This is a genomic window from Ruegeria sp. YTSC230, from assembly GCF_059609665.1.
In genome coordinates this window covers 54,790-71,329 of the sequence record NZ_JBXWMC010000003.1, presented here as the reverse complement: position 1 = coordinate 71,329, position 16,540 = coordinate 54,790, and the positions used below count along the sequence as shown (strand labels likewise).

The window sequence follows — 16,540 nt, the reverse complement described above, 5'->3', positions numbered from 1 at the left end:
GAGTGCTTGACGTAAACCAAGAAAATTCCAACAGTATAAAAGTTATTTATACTAAGGATGAGCAATGCTGGATCATCGTAAACTCTCACCAAGTCTGATGCGTTCACTTGAGGTTTTCGTCGCCGTTGCGGAAACGGGTCAGATGCGGGCGGGCGCAAAACTTCTGAATCTGTCGCAGCCAGCAGCGTCCCAGCACGTCACAGCGTTGGAAAGGGCCTTCGGCACTGTGCTCCTGGATCGCAGTACACGTCCGGCACGGCTGACCTATGCGGGTGCGCGTTTGCATGGAAAAGCGCAGAAGATTCTGGATGCACTTTCCGACATGGAAACGGAACTGCGCCACGTTGGCCAGAAATCCCTGACGCTGCTGCGAGTCGGCATTCAAGCCTCAATCGCCACAACGCTGACGCCCTCTTTGGTCGATTTTGCGCAGCGTGAGTTCAACGTCGAAGATATCACCTTGCACGCCGGTCAAAGCGGTAACCATGAACACCTGCTGCGGACGAAACAAGCGGACCTCGCGATCACATCTAACCCGTTTCTGGATATGGATGGTCTGGAGCGTCATCACGTTCTGACCGAACGATACCTTCTGGTCCTGCCAGAAACATATGACGGCCCGACGGACAGCCTGGAGGCGATCCAAACGCGGCTTCCTCTGGTGCGGTTCGGAGATACAACCAACGCGGGCCGCCAGATTGCGCAGCATCTGCGCCGATTGCGGTTTGAGCCCGACAAGGTCATCCAGGCGGACCGCTCCAGCATGGTTACGTCCTGTGTTTCCGCAGGTCAGGGGTTCAGCCTTTTGACGCCAACATTGCTGATCGATGGTTTGGTCGAGAATATGAGTCTGCAGTTGAAAGATCTTCCGGTCTCGGGCCTTTCACGCACTTTGACAGTTGTCGCCAGAAAGGAAGAGCTTCAGAGTTTTCCGGAGGCGCTTGCAGACATGTCCAGGCAGAAATTGGTGCAGCGCATCACCGGCCACATGGGCGACATCGGAGCCAAAAGCGTAGAGTACGATATGGTTTAGCGCGCCGTCACAAGCTGAACAGTGCGGGGAACTTCGGGCTAAGTTTTAGCCCAAAGTCGCTACCTGTTGATGAACTTCGACAACATTGCCTTCGGGGTCGCGAAAGAACACTTGGTGCCACTCTTTCGAAAAGGCTGTGCCATAGTCCGAATAAGGAACCGCGTTTTCATCAAGTATCCTCAAGACCGCGGCAAGATCATCCGTTCGGAACGCAATGTGTCCGCGGCTCACTGGATTGATGACCTGATCATTTTTGAAAGCGACGTCAAAGTCCCGTTCCGCAAGGTGCATCTGCATGCTGCCGTCCGTTGCAAAGCGGATTTGGCCGTCATAACCCGAGTCTTCGGTTGCTTCAGAGCGCGGGAAATTATGCTGCGGAATATCACCCAAACCCAAGACGTTTGTATAAAAGTCGTGTAGGCGGTCAACGTCGTCTGCCACCAGGTTAATATGATGAAATTCCAGCTTCATTTGGTTCCATTTTACTTGTCGTCACACATTGGATGTGTGCTTGGGGGACTGAGGTATTGAGCAGCTGTTGATCAGGTCCCGGGATAGTGCCGACAGAGTTTGTGAACTGCAAGCCGGATTGAGCCCCACCATACCGCTACTCCGAGCGCGCGTTCCCTGATCCAACAAAAAACGCCCGCCAATTAGGGCGGGCGTCCGAAATCCAAAAGCGGTAAGATCCGAAATTAACGACGGATGCCCAACTTTTTGATCAGGTCCTGATAGCGCGCTTCTTCTTTGCCCTTCAGGTAGTCCAGCAGCTTACGGCGCTGGGCGACCATTTTCAGCAGACCGCGACGACCGTGGTTGTCTTTCTTGTGGGTCTTGAAGTGCTCGGTCAGGGTGGTGATGCGCGAGGTCAGGATGGCAACCTGGACTTCTGGCGAACCGGTGTCGCCGTCCTTGGTGCCGAATTCTTTCATGACGCGTGCTTTTTCAGCGGCAGTAATCGACATCGGGGTCTCCTTTAAAGGTTAGAGTTGATGGCGCAGGCCGGGATGTCGTCCAGCACAGGCCCATGGAGAAAACCGCACCGATTCCGATGCGGATGGGCGCGTATAAGCGGATTTCAGGCAAATGGCAAAGAGATTCTATTGCTTCAACTCAGCGCATTGAGCTGCGACAGTTCCTGACCGTTGATCAGTTGGATATCGTCCAGGGTCAACCCCTTGGCACCCAGCAGTTGGGCGACGTCTTGTCCGTCGACCATGATACGGGTCAGGTTTTCGTTTTCAGTGTCTGTTTCAATGTTGATCTCCGGATATTCCTCGCCTTCCCACGAGATCAACAGCTTGTCCTGCCCGGGTTCAAAATCCATGACCTTGACGGCATCGTCGTCATCCTCGGGGTTCAGGTGGATGCTGTCGGCGCCTTCGCCTCCGGTCACGATATCACCGCTATGGACAGCAATAATGTCGTCGCCGGCACCGCCATTCAGAAAATCCACGGAGTCTTCGTTTTCGCCATCCTCACCGGTCAGCACGTCGTCACCGTCGCCGCCAAACAAGACGTCTTCACCTGCGCCACCAGCAAGCTCATCGTCGCCATAGCCCCCATGCAGCGCATCGGCGCCCGCGCCTCCGGTCAGCGTGTCGTTGTCCTGACCGCCGTACAAATCGTCATCCCCATCGCCACCGTCCAGCCTGTCGTCGCCGAAATGACCAAAAAGCTTGTCGTCGCCATCATCACCGGACAGGACGTCATCGTTACCTTCGCCATGCAAAACATCATCGCCTTCGCCGCCCTGGATTGTATCAACGCCATCGCCGCCATGCAGGGTGTCATCGCCCATGCCCCCCAGCACAGTGTCGTCGCCGCCGTAGCCGTTGATCTGGTCGTCGCCATCTTGCCCGGCCAGAATGTTTGTGTCGTCGTCCCCGGCCACAACCAAATCGCCTTCGAATTCCGAGACTGTGGTCCCGGTCGAGGACTCTTCGACTTCGTCGATGTTTTCACCAATCTCAAGATAACTGCCGTCAGAGACCTCTTGCGGTTCATCTTCGATGATCTCGTCTTCTTCGGTGTCGTCGTCAGCCTCGATAATACCGCCCATCGCATAGGCTGCTCCGCCCATTGCGGCCAGGCTCAGCAATCCGAACAGAAACATGGCAACCCTCCGAGAACGCACTGCTCCGAGGGCGAAATATCCCATGTGATCAGTCAGTTGGTCAAAGCCAAGCTGAACTTGTGGTTAACCGTCGGTCACCACGGTTCGGGCTGTTGGGTATAGGCGATGTAAAGCGGGTGCTTGGGGTGTCCGGCCTTGGTCAGCCCCAAATGAAACAGTTGCTGACCGGTGCCGCGCAGCAGCGTCTCAACCGCCGGGCCGCGGTCCAGATGTGCACCATGGGTGCCCCATGCGGCGATGACCTGATCGGCCCATTGAACACCATCCAATATGGCCGCGTCGTTCTCGGGTCCTACCGGGTCGGCAGCAGCGCGCATCTTGCGCGGGTCGGTGTCGCGCCATGCGAAGATGTTGGTTACCTGAAACGCTCCGAACCCCAGCGCCCGCGCGCGGCGCTCGCAGCGTTCCACCGTCGGGTCGTTCTGAACCTCGGTCGCGGTTGACGGGTTCAGCATCACGAACAGCGCTTTGCGCCCCGCAGGATCCCAGATACGGGTCAGGCTATAGCGATACATCTCGCAGTCGGAATAGATGGCGGTTGAGGGCGCGTCGCCCTTGGTGTGCGTTCGGGTAATCATGCCCTTCGCCTAGCACGTGGCTTAGGTAACGAACACCCGGCTGGGGTGCAATTCGCCCGATTTGTAGATCCCTACCGCCACGGCCTTGCCGTCCAGCGAAGCCCAGGCTTCATCGCCGTATTCCACGTCCGAGGCCAGAACCATGCCCGGATTTCCGTTGCGCAGGCGGGTGGCACCTTCGGGTGTGCATTTCAATTCAGGCAGATCGGCGAGGCCGGTTTCCAGCGGGTGCAGGTAATCGTCCAGTGCGGTTGTCTTGGCCATTTCATCGATCTGTTCGATGCTCAACCCGTCTTCAACCTCGAACGGGCCGGACCAGACGCGGCGAAGAACTTTGACGTGGCCGTGGCATCCCAGCGCCGCGCCCAGATCGCGGGCAATCGAGCGGACATAGCCACCCTTGCCGCAAGTCATCTCTAGCACGACGTGGTCTTCGTCGGGGCGGTCGACCAGAATCAACTCTTCTACCCAAAGCGGGCGGGCGGATAGCTCTACGTCTTCGCCGTCTCGCGCCAATTTATAGGCCCGTTGCCCGTCAATCTTAACGGCCGAGAATTTGGGCGGGACCTGCATGATATCGCCCAGAAACCGGGTCAACGCCTTTTTGATATCGTCATCCGAAGGGCGCGCGTCGCTTTGTGCGATCACTTCGCCCTCGGCATCGTCGGTGTTGGTCGCCTGACCCAAACGGACCGTGAAGGTGTAGGCCTTCAGCGCGTCGGTGATATAGGGAACGGTCTTGGTCGCCTCGCCCAAAGCCACGGCCAGAACGCCGGTTGCTTCGGGGTCAAGCGTGCCTGCATGACCCGCTTTCTTGGCATCCATCGCCCACCTAACCTTGTTGACCACAGCGGTCGAGGTCATGCCCGCGGGCTTGTCCACCACCAGCCAACCGGAAATGTTGCGACCCTTGCGTTTGCGTCCCATTCTACACCTTGAATCTTACCGAGGCGCGCGACCTAACGGATCGTTCTGCCACTGTCAATTTTAGGGCGTATCTTCGACCACACCTACAATAGGGCCAAGCGAAAACCCGACATCCGACCGATTTCCGGCGCGTTCATACATACGAGAGATATTGCCGTCGAAGAACAGGGCATTCGGCGTTTCAAGGCCATCGCGGAACAGGCTGCCGAATTCGTGAAAGGTGACATAGTCATCCGAGATCGCGAATACTGCCCGTGCCCCATCCGCGCTTGTACCAACGCCGTTGCGCACGTAGCGCGAGGTCGAATCGGGCAGGAATCGCGGGTGCAATTCCCCGTCGATGACCAGCATAGGACCGGATTGCGTGGCGAAACGGCACTGCGGGGCCTGATCCACATAATCCAATGTCTCAAACACGTCGGCGCGGCCTTCGCGGATGCAAAACACTCCGTTCGGCAACAAACCGAAATTGCCCGGCCCGGCATTGGGGATCACCCGCATCTGTTCCTGGCCGCCTTCGACATAATGCCCGACGGGCGAGCGGTCGTCATGATACATGCCCGCGTTCATGGCAAATGCCAGACGCTTTCCCTGTAGGGCCAGGGTCTCGTTCACCGATGAGAAATGGCCCAGCACCTTACCGTCTTCATCATTGAGGAAGAGGCGCAACTCTTCGCTGGCGGCATCCACCTCGCAGATGGTGTACCGCTTGTCCTCATGGGTCACCTTCTCGCATGTGACCGCTGAGGCCTTCGCGGCCCAGAAGACCGCGCCCAAAATGACAAATGCGCGGATCACTCGTCCAGATCGCGGCGCACCGCGTCCTGATCGAACATGCGGCGCGTGTCATCCATTCGGTCAAAGGTGTCATCCAGCCGGAACCGCAGATCGGGTGAGAATTTCAGACCGACCTTCTTGCCGACCGCCCGCCGCAATTCACCCTTGTTGCGGGCCAGCAGCGCGATCACATCCTCCTGCCCCTTGCCGCCCAAGGGCAACACATAGGCGGTGGCGATCTTCAGATCGGGCGAGGTGCGCACCTCACCCACGGTGATTGACATGCGGTTCAGGTCGGGGTCGTGGACATCTCCGCGCGCCAGAACCTCGGACAGGGTGCGGCGGATCAGTTCGCCGACACGGAGCTGTCGTTGGGACGGGCCGGGGCCATCGTGGAATTTGTTCTTTGCCATATCCCCGATCTAAGCCCAAAGCAGGGCTTTGCCAAGCGGGCGCGAACGGGGTAGGAGGCTTTGAGCCGAATTCAACAAAAGGACCAGCGCAATGACCCATATTCCGGGGATCGTCATCACAGGGGCTTCGGGCCGTATGGGGCAGATGCTGATCAAGACCGTCACCGACAGCGATCAGGCGCGTTTGGTTGGTGTTGTTGAGCGGGCGGGCCATGACTGGATCGGTCAGGATGTGGGCGAGGCGATGGGCGGTCAGGCGCTGGGCGTCAACGTCACAGACGACCCGCTAGAGGCGTTTTCGCAGGCGCAGGCGGTGATCGATTTCACGGCGCCCGAGGCGACGCTGGAGTTTGCGGCACTGGCCGCGCAGGCACGGTGCGTCCACGTGATTGGTACCACCGGCATGTCGGATGAGCAGATCGCAGCGCTGGAACCGGCCTCTCGCCATGCGGTCATCGTGCGGGCAGGGAATATGAGCCTTGGCGTCAACCTGCTGGTGCAGCTGACCAAAAAGGTCGCCGCAGCGCTGGATGAAGATTTCGACATCGAGATCATCGAAGGGCACCATCACCACAAAGTCGACGCGCCCTCGGGTACTGCACTGATGCTGGGCGAGGCCGCCGCCGAAGGGCGCGGGGTTGATCTGGCCGATGTGTCCGATCGGGGCCGCGACGGAATCACCGGCGCGCGCAAGCGGGGCGATATCGGGTTCCATGCCATTCGCGGTGGTGACATCGTGGGCGAACACGACGTGCTGTTCGCAGCCCCCGGAGAACGCGTCGTCCTGCGCCATCTGGCCACCGACCGCGCCATCTTTGCCCGCGGCGCTTTGAAGGCGGCCCTGTGGGGACAGGGCAAAGCGCCCGGTCAGTATGACATGGTGGATGTATTGGGGCTGTAAGGGATCCTATCTGAACGCGGCGATTCCCGGCGGTTCTGCATGTCCCAAGTCGATATGCGCGAAGAGAGCATCCAAACGCTGGTCCCATGTCGGGAACTGACCTGTCAACGCATAGGTCAGACGCTCAGCTCCGATTGATATGCCTAATGGTGCGGCCGCGCCGTCGATGATGATCTCTCCGATTTCGGTCCAGTTGGCAGATGGTGGATAGGATTCGGGTGCGGGTTCAGTTTGATTGCCGACGCGGTAATAAACGCCCATCGTGACCAGATAATCCTCGCCAAAAGGATCTGGAAAGAAATAGCCTGAGGCGTCGCGGGCGGCCAATGCCTCGGCCTCATCGCGCAGCAGGACCTTTTGCGAGAACGGCAAGTTCATCCCATCCAGAACCGGGCGCACGTCATCGGCCTGAGGCACGCTGACAAAAGCAATGCGGGATGGGTCAAGGCTGAACTCTTCAGTCAGAAGACGCACCATAAGTTCCGTGGTGTCACGCCCGCTGACCGCGTCTTCTGGATGGCAGCCAACCTCGTGAAACAGGGGCAGGACATCGGGGCGGTTTTTTTCTTCCACATCTGCGACGCGAGCCAGCGGTTGTATGACGAAAGCGTTTGGTTGCAATTTCTTTTGCTCGAAATCGTGCCGCAGCCCGCCATTATAGTCGACGTTCCCGGTGACAATAGAAAAAGGTTGTGACTCGGAAAACTCGAGCTTGGCGAACGCGGCTTTGAGACCAGCCAGTGTTTCGGCGAACTCGGCCTCGAACGCCTCATTCTGGCCAGTTGCGCCGACAGCAAATCGCGGCAACGCCGCACTCGCAGTGGCTGCGGTGCCTAGTTGTACCAATTTCCGACGGTTCAATCCCATCTGCGCCTCCCTTGTGTGCACACAGGGAGAGTATCGCAGAAGTTTGCGGCAAAGGTTAAGGGAATCTGAAAAGCGCCGCCCGGAAGCGACAGGTTGGGCTACAGATCGCGTATCTTGTCCGCGCGCAAGGGGCAGGCAAGGTAAACGCCGAACTCTTTGCCGATATCGGCGCTGACCCGGGCGTGTACTCGGCCCTGCCGATCAAGGAAGCGCTGGTTGTCTTCAACGGGGAATATCCCTTCGTGCCAGATGCCGGGATGAATATAGAGGCCACGCGTGCCGTCACACCAGAATGCGACCACTTTTTCTGGCGTCAGGTTGTCGCCGGGCAGGGCGACAGGCACGATGAAGGGCTTGTTGTCCAGCGGCCAGAACATCTGCCCGCCATCGGGGTGGTAGTTCATGTGCCACAGTAGAACCTGATCGCGCGGTGCCGTCTGCAGGTCGGTCTGCGCCTGTTGTGGATCAGCGGACCAACCCAGAACATAGTGGCCTTTGACGGCCGCGTTCTCACCATAAAGCACGTCACCCTGCCAATCGCATTTGAACGTGCCTTCGACCCAGCCGCCCTCGTCGCCGGTGCCTTCGTCAATCTGGCGCCAGCCCTGTTGGGGCCAGCGAGCGATTTCAATCTCGAAGGTATCGGGGTCATCAACCAGACAGCCATAGCCTTTGACCGACGTGTCCGTGGCCCGGATCAGCGGAACCTCGTGCCAGGGAAGGGACGGTTTTGAACTGGCCTCGAAGATATATTCCGGCGCGCTCATGATGTGCCCAGATGCCTGTCGACCATGCGCTGTACCATCGGTGCGAAATGGGTAAAATCCGGCGTTTCCATGTCAGCCCGCTTGCCTGCCTCGTCCAGATAGCGCACCTGAATGATCTCTTTCAGGTTCGGATTACTCTCGAACTCTGCGACCTCCTCAGCGCTCATCGGCCCGCCCTGCAATTCCAGCGTATGGACCGAAGCGGTGGACAAGCGGTTGTAATATTCAGGCTTGGTGGCGCAGAGATACCGCTTGGCTGCCACGTGATAGCGGCAGCAATCGGTGATGACCGAGGGGAAGAACTGTTCCAGCACCTCAGCGCCTGCATCCTCGTGATGACGGTCCTTGGTGTCATCCGGGTGATAGGTGCCGAACTCGGATGTGAAGTGCCCGATATCGTGCAGCAATGCGCCGACGATGATTTCCTCGGGCTGGCCGTTCTGCTCGGCGATCGTTGCACCTTGCAACATGTGTTCAGCCATGGTGACGGGCTCACCCAGATATTCCTCACCGCCGCGGCGGTCGAAGATATCGCCGATGAAAGCCACGATATTGTCCCGGCTCAGGGTCGAGAAATCGGGCTTCATTCTGCGGCCTCCGGTTGACTCATTTCCATCGCGGCCAATGTGGACAGCAACCCGTCCTTGTCGGCGTAACAGCCCTGCAACCAGCGCGACCCCGCACCGGAATAGCCCAGACGCGCGTGCAGCACGCGGGTGTTGTCGACGATGAAACTCTCGCCTGGTTCCAGTTTGAACGACACACCCATGGCAGGGTCGTCGATGATCTCGCCCAATTGGCGATAGGCGGCGTAATAGGCCTCCATCTGGTCGAACGGCACGTCGACGAACGGCGCGGATGAGCGGTTGTTGAACCGGATACCGACCAATTCTCCATCCGGTGACAGCTCAATCATCGGGCGGCGTGACCGTAGGCAGATACCGTCCGAGCCCTTGTATTCGAACCGGGCGGGGTAGCATGCCAGCAAGGCAAAACCTTCCGGGTTCTGTTCGTGCAGTTTTTCAGCAGCGCGGAAGCCGTCAACCACGATGGAATCACCACCCTCGGCGCTGTTTTCCAGGCAATACAGAATTTGCAGCGTCGGAACCGGATCACGATAGGGGTTGTCGGTATGCGCCTGCAGACCAAGGCCTGTATAGGCGAGGTTGGTCGGGTTCACCTCGGTTCGGACCTCAAAATAGGGGCCATAGTTGGTTTCGCGCACATAGCCGAACAGATCGGCGACTTTCAGCAGGGATTCCGGTTCGGTCGGGCCGCCGGTCAGCTTGGCAAAGCCGTATTCGGCCACCGCAGCTAGCCATCCGCGTTTGGCGCTGGGATTGGCGTGGACCTCATCCCAATCAGCGCTGGGCGCGTCGATGCCGCGTCCCCAGGTGGTGATGTCGGGAGCCGTCCGACCCATGGGGCGGTTTTGATCGCGGTCATAGCTGTGCTCGGCCAACCAGCCGGCGGGAAAGGTGACGGTCTTGCCTTCTGGCTGAAAGGTGACTGTCAGATCACCATTGCTGATTTCGGCGGCGCTAACCGAAATGTCTGAGTGGATATCACCGATGGTGATCAGACGTTGGCCATTGCCGGGCGCGCGCGTTTCGGGGTCCAGCGCGTTGTCGCGTAGCCAGATGGCGTGAAAGCGAGCCTTTGTGCCGGTGTCGAATTCTACGGTCACAACCGAGGCGTCATGGGTGGCAGAGCGCAGCATGGGGGGTCTCCTGTTCAGCGCGGGCTTTGGTTGAGGAGATACGCCTCTTGTGGCATTACGACAATTAATCCTTCTTTCTGCTGAGGCTTGGAAAAACTTATGGCTAAGAAAAAAATCGGGTTGCCGCCCTTGGACTGGCTGCGCGTTTTCGAGGCGGCGGGGCGTCTGGGCGGGTTTTCGGCAGCGGCGAGGGAATTTGGTCTGACACAAGCGGCGGTAAGCCAGCGCATCGGTAACCTTGAGGCCTGGCTTGGGCGCACGTTGTTTGTGCGTGAGGCACGTGGCGTGTCATTGACTGTCGAAGGGGAAAGCTATCTGCCACTGGTGCAAGACAGTTTGCAGGCGCTTGAACGCAATACCGAGGATCTGTTTGGAAAATCCCCCCGCGAATTGCGGGTGGCCGGTTTGTCATCGCACATCCATGCGCTTGTGGTGCCAAGTCTTTCCCGGTTTCAGGAGGTGCAGCCAAAGGTGCGTGTCCTGACCGATTCCGTGGCGCGGCGGTCATCGCTGGATGAAGAGCGGACATGGCTGCAAATCCGCTATGGTCGCGATGCCTGGCCCGGGCGGGATTCCGAATTGATCGCAGCCGAAGTGTTGGTGCCGATGGCGGCTCCGGGTGTTGAATGGGGGGCGCCTTTGATTGATCTGCGCGGAGAACGGCCGGGGTGGCGAGATTGGGCGCGAAAGGCAGAGCAGGGCGATGTGACGACGTCGACCATCAGCTTCGATTCAATGGAACACGCGTTGTCCGCGGCACGTCAGGGCATGGGCGTAGCGTTGGGGTCGGTGCCACTGGCCAAGGCGGATCTACAGGACGGACGGTTGCGCCGGTTGCACCTGCCCGAGCTGAAAACGAAGGATGGGTATTGGCTGACATGGCCGGAAGAACGGGCGAAATCAAAGAAGCAGCGCGCTCTGATAGCGGATTTTCTGGAAGCTCTGCGAGGATAGGCGATCAGAAATCGATCGCGATGCCTTTCTTCTCCCAATCGCCATAGCGGGCCGGGTCGGGACCGTCGCGACCGCCCAGTTCCCTTGGCATCTCTTTCGCTTTGGCCTCGGCCTTGCGACGGCGCTCTTCGGCTTCGGCCAAGGCGCGCTGGGCGGCAGGCGGCAGGTCTTTGCGGTCGTCACTCATGACTTCGGGTTCCTTTCCGTGCATGGGCTTGATATACGCCCGCGTCCGCCATTGGCAATGCGGGCGAGGATTTATTCAAAGGCGATTCCATGTCCGACAACGCAACAGCCGCCCGACGCAGCGCAATCTATCTGCTGGATCAGATACTGGGCGAAGGACGCCTGCTGTCCGAATGTCTGGCCGCCGGTGCGCTGGACCGGTTGGCCCCTGAAGATCGCGCGCGGGCGCAACGTCTGACGCTGGAAACCTTGCGCGGGTTGGAGCGTGCGGATCGTCTGCTGGAAAACCACCTGAACCGTACCCCCGCTTTGACTGTGCATAATGCCCTGCGCCTTGGCGCGGTCGAGCTGTGCCACGGTGAAGCGGCACATGGTGTGGTGAATTCAATGGTCGACATTGTAGGGCGTTCACGCAAGCACGGACGGCTGAAAGGCCTGGTGAATGCCGTGTTGCGTAAAGTGGCCGCCGAAGGGCCCGAAGCATGGCCCAAAATGCGCGTGCCGCGTTTGCCCGAATGGCTGCGTGATCCGCTGATCATGGCCTGGGGGGAGGATGCAATCGCGGGAATGGAAAAGGTGCAATTTGCCGGCGCACCGCTTGACCTGACTGTGAAGCCGGGTGCCAGCGGACCGGGTGAAGTCCTGCCGACCGGTTCGACGCGGCTGCATGATGCCGGTCAGGTCACTGCCCTTCCGGGCTATGGCAAAGGTGATTGGTGGGTGCAGGACGCGGCGGCCGCTATTCCAGTGTGCATACTTGCCCCGAAATTGGGCGAAAAGATCCTCGACCTTTGCGCCGCTCCGGGTGGAAAAACACTGCAACTAGCGGCGGCTGGGGCCGATGTTACGGCGCTCGACGTTTCGGAAACGCGATTGGCGCGGGTGCATGAGAACCTCAAACGCACCGGGCTGAAAGCCACTGTCGTCGCGGGCGACGCGCTTGAACATCAGGGCCAGTATGACGCCATCCTTTTGGACGCGCCGTGTTCTGCCACGGGAACGATCCGCAGGCACCCTGACTTGCCTTTTGCCAAAGACGGATCGGAATTCGGTGAGCTGATCGAGCTGCAGGCCCGGATGCTGGCCCACGCCTGGAGCTTGCTGAAACCCGGCGGGCGGCTGGTCTATTGCACTTGTTCTCTCCTGCCGGATGAGGGCGAGGTGCAGGTCGAAGAAGCGCTGGACCAACACCCCGATATGTCGGTGGATCGGGCGGCTTTGACCATTGCCGGAATCGAGTCCGAATGGATCACCGAGGAAGGCGGCCTGCGTCTGCGGCCCGATTACTGGGCTGATCTTGGTGGAATGGATGGGTTCTACATCGCACGCTTGAACAAATCGGCGTAGAAGCACGCTTTTCGATGACTTGACGATCGCCCCGGTCTATCGTTGGGTCTCAGGCGCCAGCAGAGCGCAAGGGGCAGAGTAACGAGCGTCATGTCGAAGACAGATACCATGACCAATCAGTGGACACGGTTTCAGAACCGTCTCTATGCACGCATCAGCCAGCGTCGCAAAGCGGTCTCGGGGTTTGTTGGCGAGCCGGAACCACGCACGGTCGGCTCATTTGCGCGCGGGCGTCAGTTGGTCGCCGGAAATCTGCTGTTCGCAGGCTATCTGGTCGAAGCTCAGGATACCGAGCTGTGGGATGTGACCGCGCCCAGTACCGGGTTTGACAATGAACGCCACGGCTTTGCCTGGCTCGACGATCTGGCGGCTGTTGGCGATATGCGCGCGCGTGAAAAGGCCCAGCGGTGGGTCTGGGGCTGGATTAACGCGCATGGCCGCGGTCAGGGGCCGGGCTGGGCACCTGATCTGACCGGTCGGCGCGTTATACGCTGGATCAACCATGCGATTTTCCTGTTGCGCGGCGCAGATGAACATCAAAGCAGGATGTTTTTCCGTTCATTGGCCCAACAGACATGGTTTTTGTCCAAGCGCTGGAAGGCAGCGACTCCCGGTCTTCCCCGGTTTGAGGCGCTTGCCGGGCTGGTGCAGGCTGGTCTGGCGCTGGAGGGGTTGGAGCAAATGGCTGATCCTGCCCTTCGTGCTTTGGCACGCGAGTGTGACAGTCAGGTAGACGAACAGGGCGGTATCCCAACCCGCAACCCCGAAGAGCTGCTTGAGGTCTTTATGCTGCTTTCATGGACCTCGGCCGCGCTCAGCGCGTTGGGCCGGGGCACGCCCGGGGCGCAGGCAAGTGCCATCAAACGCATGGCCCCCACCTTGCGCAGCCTGCGCCATGCGGACGGGGCTTTGGCTCGGTTTCACGGCGGTGGGCGCGGTGTCGAAGGGCGTCTGGATCAGGCACTGGCGCAAAGCGGTGTCAGGCCACATCGCGCCACAGGGCTGTCCATGGGATTTGCCCGACTTTATGCGGCCAGAACCAGCGTGATTGTGGATGCCGCCACTCCACCCAAGGGGGCGGCGTCATACAACGCCCATGCTTCGACCCTGGCGTTCGAACTGACGTCGGGCCGCAGACCGCTGGTGGTCAATTGCGGGTCGGGCGAAAGCTTTGGGATGGAATGGCGGCGTGCGGGTCGGGCGACACCGTCGCATTCGACACTGTGCCTAGATGGGTATTCAAGCGCTCGGCTGGCGCCACCGACGCAGGGCGCCGAACGCGAGGCACTGGTGGATGCGCCGCATGAGGTTCCCATTGATTTCGAGGATGCCTTTGAAGGCACGCGATTCATGGCCGGGCATGACGGGTATACCAAGGTCTTCGGATTGACACATGCGCGTACCTTTGAGCTGCGCTTTGATGGGCGTGAGCTGGCCTGCGAGGATATTCTGCTGACGGCCACCGACAAGGCGAAGCGCCAATTTGACAAGGCGATGGACGCCTCGGGCCTGAAGGGCATCGCCTTTGACATCCGGTTTCACCTGCATCCGGACGTGGATGCGGCACTGGATCTGGGGGGCGCTGCGGTGTCGATGGCGCTGAAAAGTGGTGAGATCTGGGTTTTCCGCCATGACGGCGTCGGAAAATTGTCTGTAGAACCAAGCGTTTATTTGGAAAACGGGCGTTTAAAACCACGCGCGACAAAACAGATCGTTCTATCTGGCCGCGCAATGGAGTATGCGACGCGCATCCGGTGGACGCTGAGCAAGGCCCAGGACACAGCCTATGCCGTGCGGGATATACACCGGGACGAGCCCGAGTTTGACTGACGCCAAAAGGACCTTTGACCCCATGACCGATCTTCACCCCGTGCGCCGCGCGTTGCTTTCCGTTTCCGACAAGACCGGGCTGATCGAGCTGGGCAAGGCACTGGCCGAGCGCGGGGTCGAGTTGTTGTCGACCGGTGGTACCGCCAAGGCGCTGCGGGATGCAGGGCTTGAGGTGAAGGATGTCAGCGAGATCACTGGCTTCCCCGAGATGATGGATGGCCGTGTTAAAACACTGCATCCCATGGTGCATGGCGGTCTGCTGGCACTGCGTGACAACGAAAGTCATGTAGCGGCGATGGATGAGCACGGCATCGGTGCGATCGACCTGCTGGTGGTGAACCTCTATCCGTTCGAGGCCACGGTAGCCAAAGGTGCGGGTTACGACGAATGCATCGAAAACATCGATATCGGTGGCCCGGCGATGATCCGCGCGGCCTCGAAAAACCACGCTTTTGTGAATGTAGTTGTGGATGTTCAGGATTACGACGCGCTGCTGGCTGAGCTGGCGGCTAACGATGGGCAGACTTCCTATGCGTTCCGTCAGAACCTGGCGCAGACAGCCTATGCTCGTACCGCCGCCTATGACGCGGCCGTGTCGAATTGGATGGCCGATGCGCTGGCCGCCGAGGCCCCGCGCCGTCGCGCCTTTGCCGGAGAATTGAAGCAGACCTTGCGTTATGGCGAAAACAGCCACCAACAGGCGGTTTTCTACACCGATGGCACCAACCGCCCCGGTGTGGCGACAGCGGTGCAGCATCAGGGCAAGGAACTGAGCTACAACAACATCAACGACACAGACGCGGCATTTGAACTGGTGGCCGAGTTCGATCCGGCGCAAGGCGCAGCCTGCGCGATCATCAAGCATGCCAACCCCTGCGGTGTTGCGAAGGGCGCGACATTGATCGAGGCCTATAAGGCCGCGTTTGATTGTGACCGCACTTCGGCCTTTGGCGGGATCATTGCGCTGAACCAGCCGCTGGATGCCGAAACCGCGCAGGAAATCACCGGAATTTTCACCGAAGTTGTGATCGCTCCGGGTGCGTCAGATGAGGCCAAGGCAATCTTTGCCGCCAAAAAGAACCTGCGTCTGCTGACAACCGATGGTCTGCCGGACGTGACCGCAGGTGGCAAAACCGTCCGTCAGGTAGCTGGTGGCCTTCTGGTGCAGGACAAGGACAACGGATTTGTCGGCCTGGATGACCTGAAGGTCGTCACTAAGAAATCCCCGACCGAGGAACAGATGCGCGATCTTCTGTTTGCGTGGAAAGTGGCGAAACACGTCAAATCCAATGCCATCGTCTATGTCAAAGACGGAGCAACCGTGGGTGTTGGTGCCGGGCAGATGAGCCGCCTGGACTCGGCGATGATTGCAGCGAAGAAAGCCGAGCGTATGGCTGATGCTCTGGGCTTGGCCCAACCACTGACAATCGGTTCCGCCGTGGCGTCGGATGCGTTTTTCCCGTTCCCGGACGGTCTGATGGAAGCGGCCGAGGCCGGCGCGACCTGTGTTATCCAGCCGGGTGGCTCGATGCGCGATGACGAGGTGATCGCAGCCGCGGATGAGGCCGGTCTCGCCATGGTCTTTACCGGCATGCGCCACTTCCGCCACTGATGCGCTTTCGTCTGCTTCTCTGGGCCGCACTGGCTGCGTTACTGATCGACCAGATCAGCAAGTATCTGGTCGTTCACGTGATGCGTGTGGCTGATGGGAACATTGATGTTCTGCCGCCGCTGCTGGTGTTCAAATACGGTGAGAATCGGGGCATCAATTTCGGCTTGTTTCAGGGCAATACCGATGCTGCCCGATGGGCGTTGATCGGTGTTTCCATGGTCATCGCAATCGGTGTGCTGATCTGGCTTATGCGCACAGCCCCGTCGAAACTGATGCTGGTTTGCGGCGGGTTGCTGATTGGAGGGGCGCTGGGCAACGTCGTGGATCGCCTGCTTTATGGTTATGTTCTGGATTTCCTGAACATGTCCTGTTGCGGCATCAACAACCCTTTCGTGTTCAACCTTGCTGATGTGTTCATTTTTGCGGGAGCGATTGGTCTGGTGCTGTTCGAAGGCAAAAAGGCCTCGTGACGTGCCATTTGAAATGCGATA

The 16,540-nt window shown here is 59.3% G+C and carries 19 protein-coding genes; 7 read left to right on the top strand and 12 right to left on the bottom strand.

Annotated features, from left to right (window positions below; translation table 11 throughout):
- Positions 1-64 precede the first annotated feature (64 nt).
- Positions 65-1,033, top strand: a complete 969-nt coding sequence (locus AC2FD9_RS07430; protein ID WP_496697204.1) for a LysR family transcriptional regulator — start codon at positions 65-67, stop codon at positions 1,031-1,033.
- 45 nt (positions 1,034-1,078) lie between these two features.
- Here the strand turns inward: AC2FD9_RS07430 and AC2FD9_RS07425 are convergent, their stop codons facing one another.
- From AC2FD9_RS07425 to rbfA, 7 genes are all read right to left on the bottom strand, one after another.
- The gene (locus AC2FD9_RS07425; protein ID WP_282152321.1) at positions 1,079-1,504 is read right to left on the bottom strand and encodes a VOC family protein; all 426 of its coding nucleotides are present in this window, start codon (positions 1,502-1,504) and stop codon (positions 1,079-1,081) included.
- Between the two features lie 224 nt (positions 1,505-1,728).
- Positions 1,729-1,998: a 30S ribosomal protein S15 gene (rpsO, locus tag AC2FD9_RS07420; protein ID WP_039543122.1), complete on the bottom strand. Its 270-nt coding sequence runs from the start codon at positions 1,996-1,998 to the stop codon at positions 1,729-1,731.
- Positions 1,999-2,141: 143 nt separating this feature from the next.
- Positions 2,142-3,149 carry a calcium-binding protein gene (locus AC2FD9_RS07415; RefSeq protein ID WP_496836138.1) on the bottom strand — a complete coding sequence of 336 codons (1,008 nt, stop codon included), beginning with the start codon at positions 3,147-3,149 and terminating at the stop codon, positions 2,142-2,144.
- A 95-nt stretch (positions 3,150-3,244) separates the two neighbouring features.
- Positions 3,245-3,748, bottom strand: a complete 504-nt coding sequence (locus tag AC2FD9_RS07410) for a DUF1643 domain-containing protein (RefSeq protein WP_496836137.1) — start codon at positions 3,746-3,748, stop codon at positions 3,245-3,247.
- Positions 3,749-3,769: 21 nt separating this feature from the next.
- Positions 3,770-4,675 carry a tRNA pseudouridine(55) synthase TruB gene (gene truB, locus AC2FD9_RS07405; protein WP_496836136.1) on the bottom strand — a complete coding sequence of 302 codons (906 nt, stop codon included), beginning with the start codon at positions 4,673-4,675 and terminating at the stop codon, positions 3,770-3,772.
- A 60-nt stretch (positions 4,676-4,735) separates the two neighbouring features.
- Positions 4,736-5,473, bottom strand: coding sequence for a phosphodiester glycosidase family protein (locus AC2FD9_RS07400; protein ID WP_496836135.1), 738 nt, complete (start codon positions 5,471-5,473; stop codon positions 4,736-4,738).
- A complete protein-coding gene (rbfA, locus tag AC2FD9_RS07395; RefSeq protein ID WP_058274960.1) occupies positions 5,470-5,865 on the bottom strand; it encodes a 30S ribosome-binding factor RbfA in 396 nt (131 codons plus the stop codon). The genes AC2FD9_RS07400 and rbfA overlap by 4 nt, the downstream gene beginning before the upstream one ends.
- 91 nt (positions 5,866-5,956) lie before the next feature.
- On the opposite strand from rbfA, the gene dapB reads away from it, so the two are divergent.
- Entirely contained in the window at positions 5,957-6,766 is an 810-nt protein-coding gene (gene dapB / locus AC2FD9_RS07390) for a 4-hydroxy-tetrahydrodipicolinate reductase (protein ID WP_496836134.1), read from the top strand.
- 6 nt (positions 6,767-6,772) lie between these two features.
- Here dapB and AC2FD9_RS07385 read toward each other — a convergent pair whose 3' ends face one another.
- The 4 genes from AC2FD9_RS07385 to tmpA all read right to left on the bottom strand — a co-directional run bounded on the left by AC2FD9_RS07385 (position 6,773) and on the right by tmpA (position 10,120).
- On the bottom strand, positions 6,773-7,633 hold the full coding sequence (locus AC2FD9_RS07385) for a hypothetical protein (RefSeq protein ID WP_496836132.1): 861 nt from the start codon (positions 7,631-7,633) through the stop codon (positions 6,773-6,775).
- 98 nt (positions 7,634-7,731) lie between these two features.
- Entirely contained in the window at positions 7,732-8,400 is a 669-nt protein-coding gene (locus AC2FD9_RS07380; protein ID WP_496836131.1) for an ureidoglycolate lyase, read from the bottom strand.
- Positions 8,397-8,987, bottom strand: a complete 591-nt coding sequence (gene tmpB, locus AC2FD9_RS07375; RefSeq protein ID WP_496836129.1) for a (R)-1-hydroxy-2-trimethylaminoethylphosphonate oxygenase — start codon at positions 8,985-8,987, stop codon at positions 8,397-8,399. Before tmpB ends, AC2FD9_RS07380 begins: the two co-directional genes overlap by 4 nt.
- Positions 8,984-10,120, bottom strand: coding sequence for a 2-trimethylaminoethylphosphonate dioxygenase (gene tmpA, locus AC2FD9_RS07370; protein WP_496836128.1), 1,137 nt, complete (start codon positions 10,118-10,120; stop codon positions 8,984-8,986). Before tmpA ends, tmpB begins: the two co-directional genes overlap by 4 nt.
- Before the next feature lie 99 nt (positions 10,121-10,219).
- On the opposite strand from tmpA, the gene AC2FD9_RS07365 reads away from it, so the two are divergent.
- Positions 10,220-11,074 carry a LysR family transcriptional regulator gene (locus tag AC2FD9_RS07365; protein WP_496705643.1) on the top strand — a complete coding sequence of 285 codons (855 nt, stop codon included), beginning with the start codon at positions 10,220-10,222 and terminating at the stop codon, positions 11,072-11,074.
- 4 nt (positions 11,075-11,078) lie between these two features.
- Here AC2FD9_RS07365 and AC2FD9_RS07360 read toward each other — a convergent pair whose 3' ends face one another.
- On the bottom strand, positions 11,079-11,261 hold the full coding sequence (locus AC2FD9_RS07360; protein ID WP_058275228.1) for a DUF1674 domain-containing protein: 183 nt from the start codon (positions 11,259-11,261) through the stop codon (positions 11,079-11,081).
- Between the two features lie 89 nt (positions 11,262-11,350).
- Between AC2FD9_RS07360 and AC2FD9_RS07355 the strand changes: the two genes are divergently transcribed.
- From AC2FD9_RS07355 to lspA, 4 genes are all read left to right on the top strand, one after another.
- Complete coding sequence (locus tag AC2FD9_RS07355; protein ID WP_496760675.1) at positions 11,351-12,607, top strand: RsmB/NOP family class I SAM-dependent RNA methyltransferase; 1,257 nt, start codon at positions 11,351-11,353, stop codon at positions 12,605-12,607.
- A gap of 90 nt (positions 12,608-12,697) precedes the next feature.
- Positions 12,698-14,437 (top strand): heparinase II/III family protein, encoded by a 1,740-nt coding sequence (locus AC2FD9_RS07350; protein WP_496836126.1) that lies wholly within the window; start codon positions 12,698-12,700, stop codon positions 14,435-14,437.
- Positions 14,438-14,459: 22 nt separating this feature from the next.
- Positions 14,460-16,049, top strand: a complete 1,590-nt coding sequence (purH, locus tag AC2FD9_RS07345) for a bifunctional phosphoribosylaminoimidazolecarboxamide formyltransferase/IMP cyclohydrolase (protein WP_496836125.1) — start codon at positions 14,460-14,462, stop codon at positions 16,047-16,049.
- A complete protein-coding gene (gene lspA / locus AC2FD9_RS07340) occupies positions 16,049-16,519 on the top strand; it encodes a signal peptidase II (protein ID WP_282170220.1) in 471 nt (156 codons plus the stop codon). The genes purH and lspA overlap by 1 nt, the downstream gene beginning before the upstream one ends.
- Positions 16,520-16,540: the final 21 nt, after the last annotated feature.

Bases quoted from the DNA above. Each gene is read 5' to 3' on its own strand.
- AC2FD9_RS07430 (WP_496697204.1), top strand. From the start codon at position 65: ATGCTGGATCATCGTAAACTCTCACCAAGTCTGATGCGTTCACTTGAG.
- AC2FD9_RS07425 (WP_282152321.1), bottom strand. From the start codon at position 1,504: ATGAAGCTGGAATTTCATCATATTAACCTGGTGGCAGACGACGTTGAC.
- rpsO (WP_039543122.1), bottom strand. From the start codon at position 1,998: ATGTCGATTACTGCCGCTGAAAAAGCACGCGTCATGAAAGAATTCGGC.
- AC2FD9_RS07415 (WP_496836138.1), bottom strand. From the start codon at position 3,149: ATGTTTCTGTTCGGATTGCTGAGCCTGGCCGCAATGGGCGGAGCAGCC.
- AC2FD9_RS07410 (WP_496836137.1), bottom strand. From the start codon at position 3,748: ATGATTACCCGAACGCACACCAAGGGCGACGCGCCCTCAACCGCCATC.
- truB (WP_496836136.1), bottom strand. From the start codon at position 4,675: ATGGGACGCAAACGCAAGGGTCGCAACATTTCCGGTTGGCTGGTGGTG.
- rbfA (WP_058274960.1), bottom strand. From the start codon at position 5,865: ATGGCAAAGAACAAATTCCACGATGGCCCCGGCCCGTCCCAACGACAG.
- dapB (WP_496836134.1), top strand. From the start codon at position 5,957: ATGACCCATATTCCGGGGATCGTCATCACAGGGGCTTCGGGCCGTATG.
- AC2FD9_RS07385 (WP_496836132.1), bottom strand. From the start codon at position 7,633: ATGGGATTGAACCGTCGGAAATTGGTACAACTAGGCACCGCAGCCACT.
- AC2FD9_RS07380 (WP_496836131.1), bottom strand. From the start codon at position 8,400: ATGAGCGCGCCGGAATATATCTTCGAGGCCAGTTCAAAACCGTCCCTT.
- tmpB (WP_496836129.1), bottom strand. From the start codon at position 8,987: ATGAAGCCCGATTTCTCGACCCTGAGCCGGGACAATATCGTGGCTTTC.
- tmpA (WP_496836128.1), bottom strand. From the start codon at position 10,120: ATGCTGCGCTCTGCCACCCATGACGCCTCGGTTGTGACCGTAGAATTC.
- AC2FD9_RS07365 (WP_496705643.1), top strand. From the start codon at position 10,220: ATGGCTAAGAAAAAAATCGGGTTGCCGCCCTTGGACTGGCTGCGCGTT.
- AC2FD9_RS07360 (WP_058275228.1), bottom strand. From the start codon at position 11,261: ATGAGTGACGACCGCAAAGACCTGCCGCCTGCCGCCCAGCGCGCCTTG.
- AC2FD9_RS07355 (WP_496760675.1), top strand. From the start codon at position 11,351: ATGTCCGACAACGCAACAGCCGCCCGACGCAGCGCAATCTATCTGCTG.
- AC2FD9_RS07350 (WP_496836126.1), top strand. From the start codon at position 12,698: ATGTCGAAGACAGATACCATGACCAATCAGTGGACACGGTTTCAGAAC.
- purH (WP_496836125.1), top strand. From the start codon at position 14,460: ATGACCGATCTTCACCCCGTGCGCCGCGCGTTGCTTTCCGTTTCCGAC.
- lspA (WP_282170220.1), top strand. From the start codon at position 16,049: ATGCGCTTTCGTCTGCTTCTCTGGGCCGCACTGGCTGCGTTACTGATC.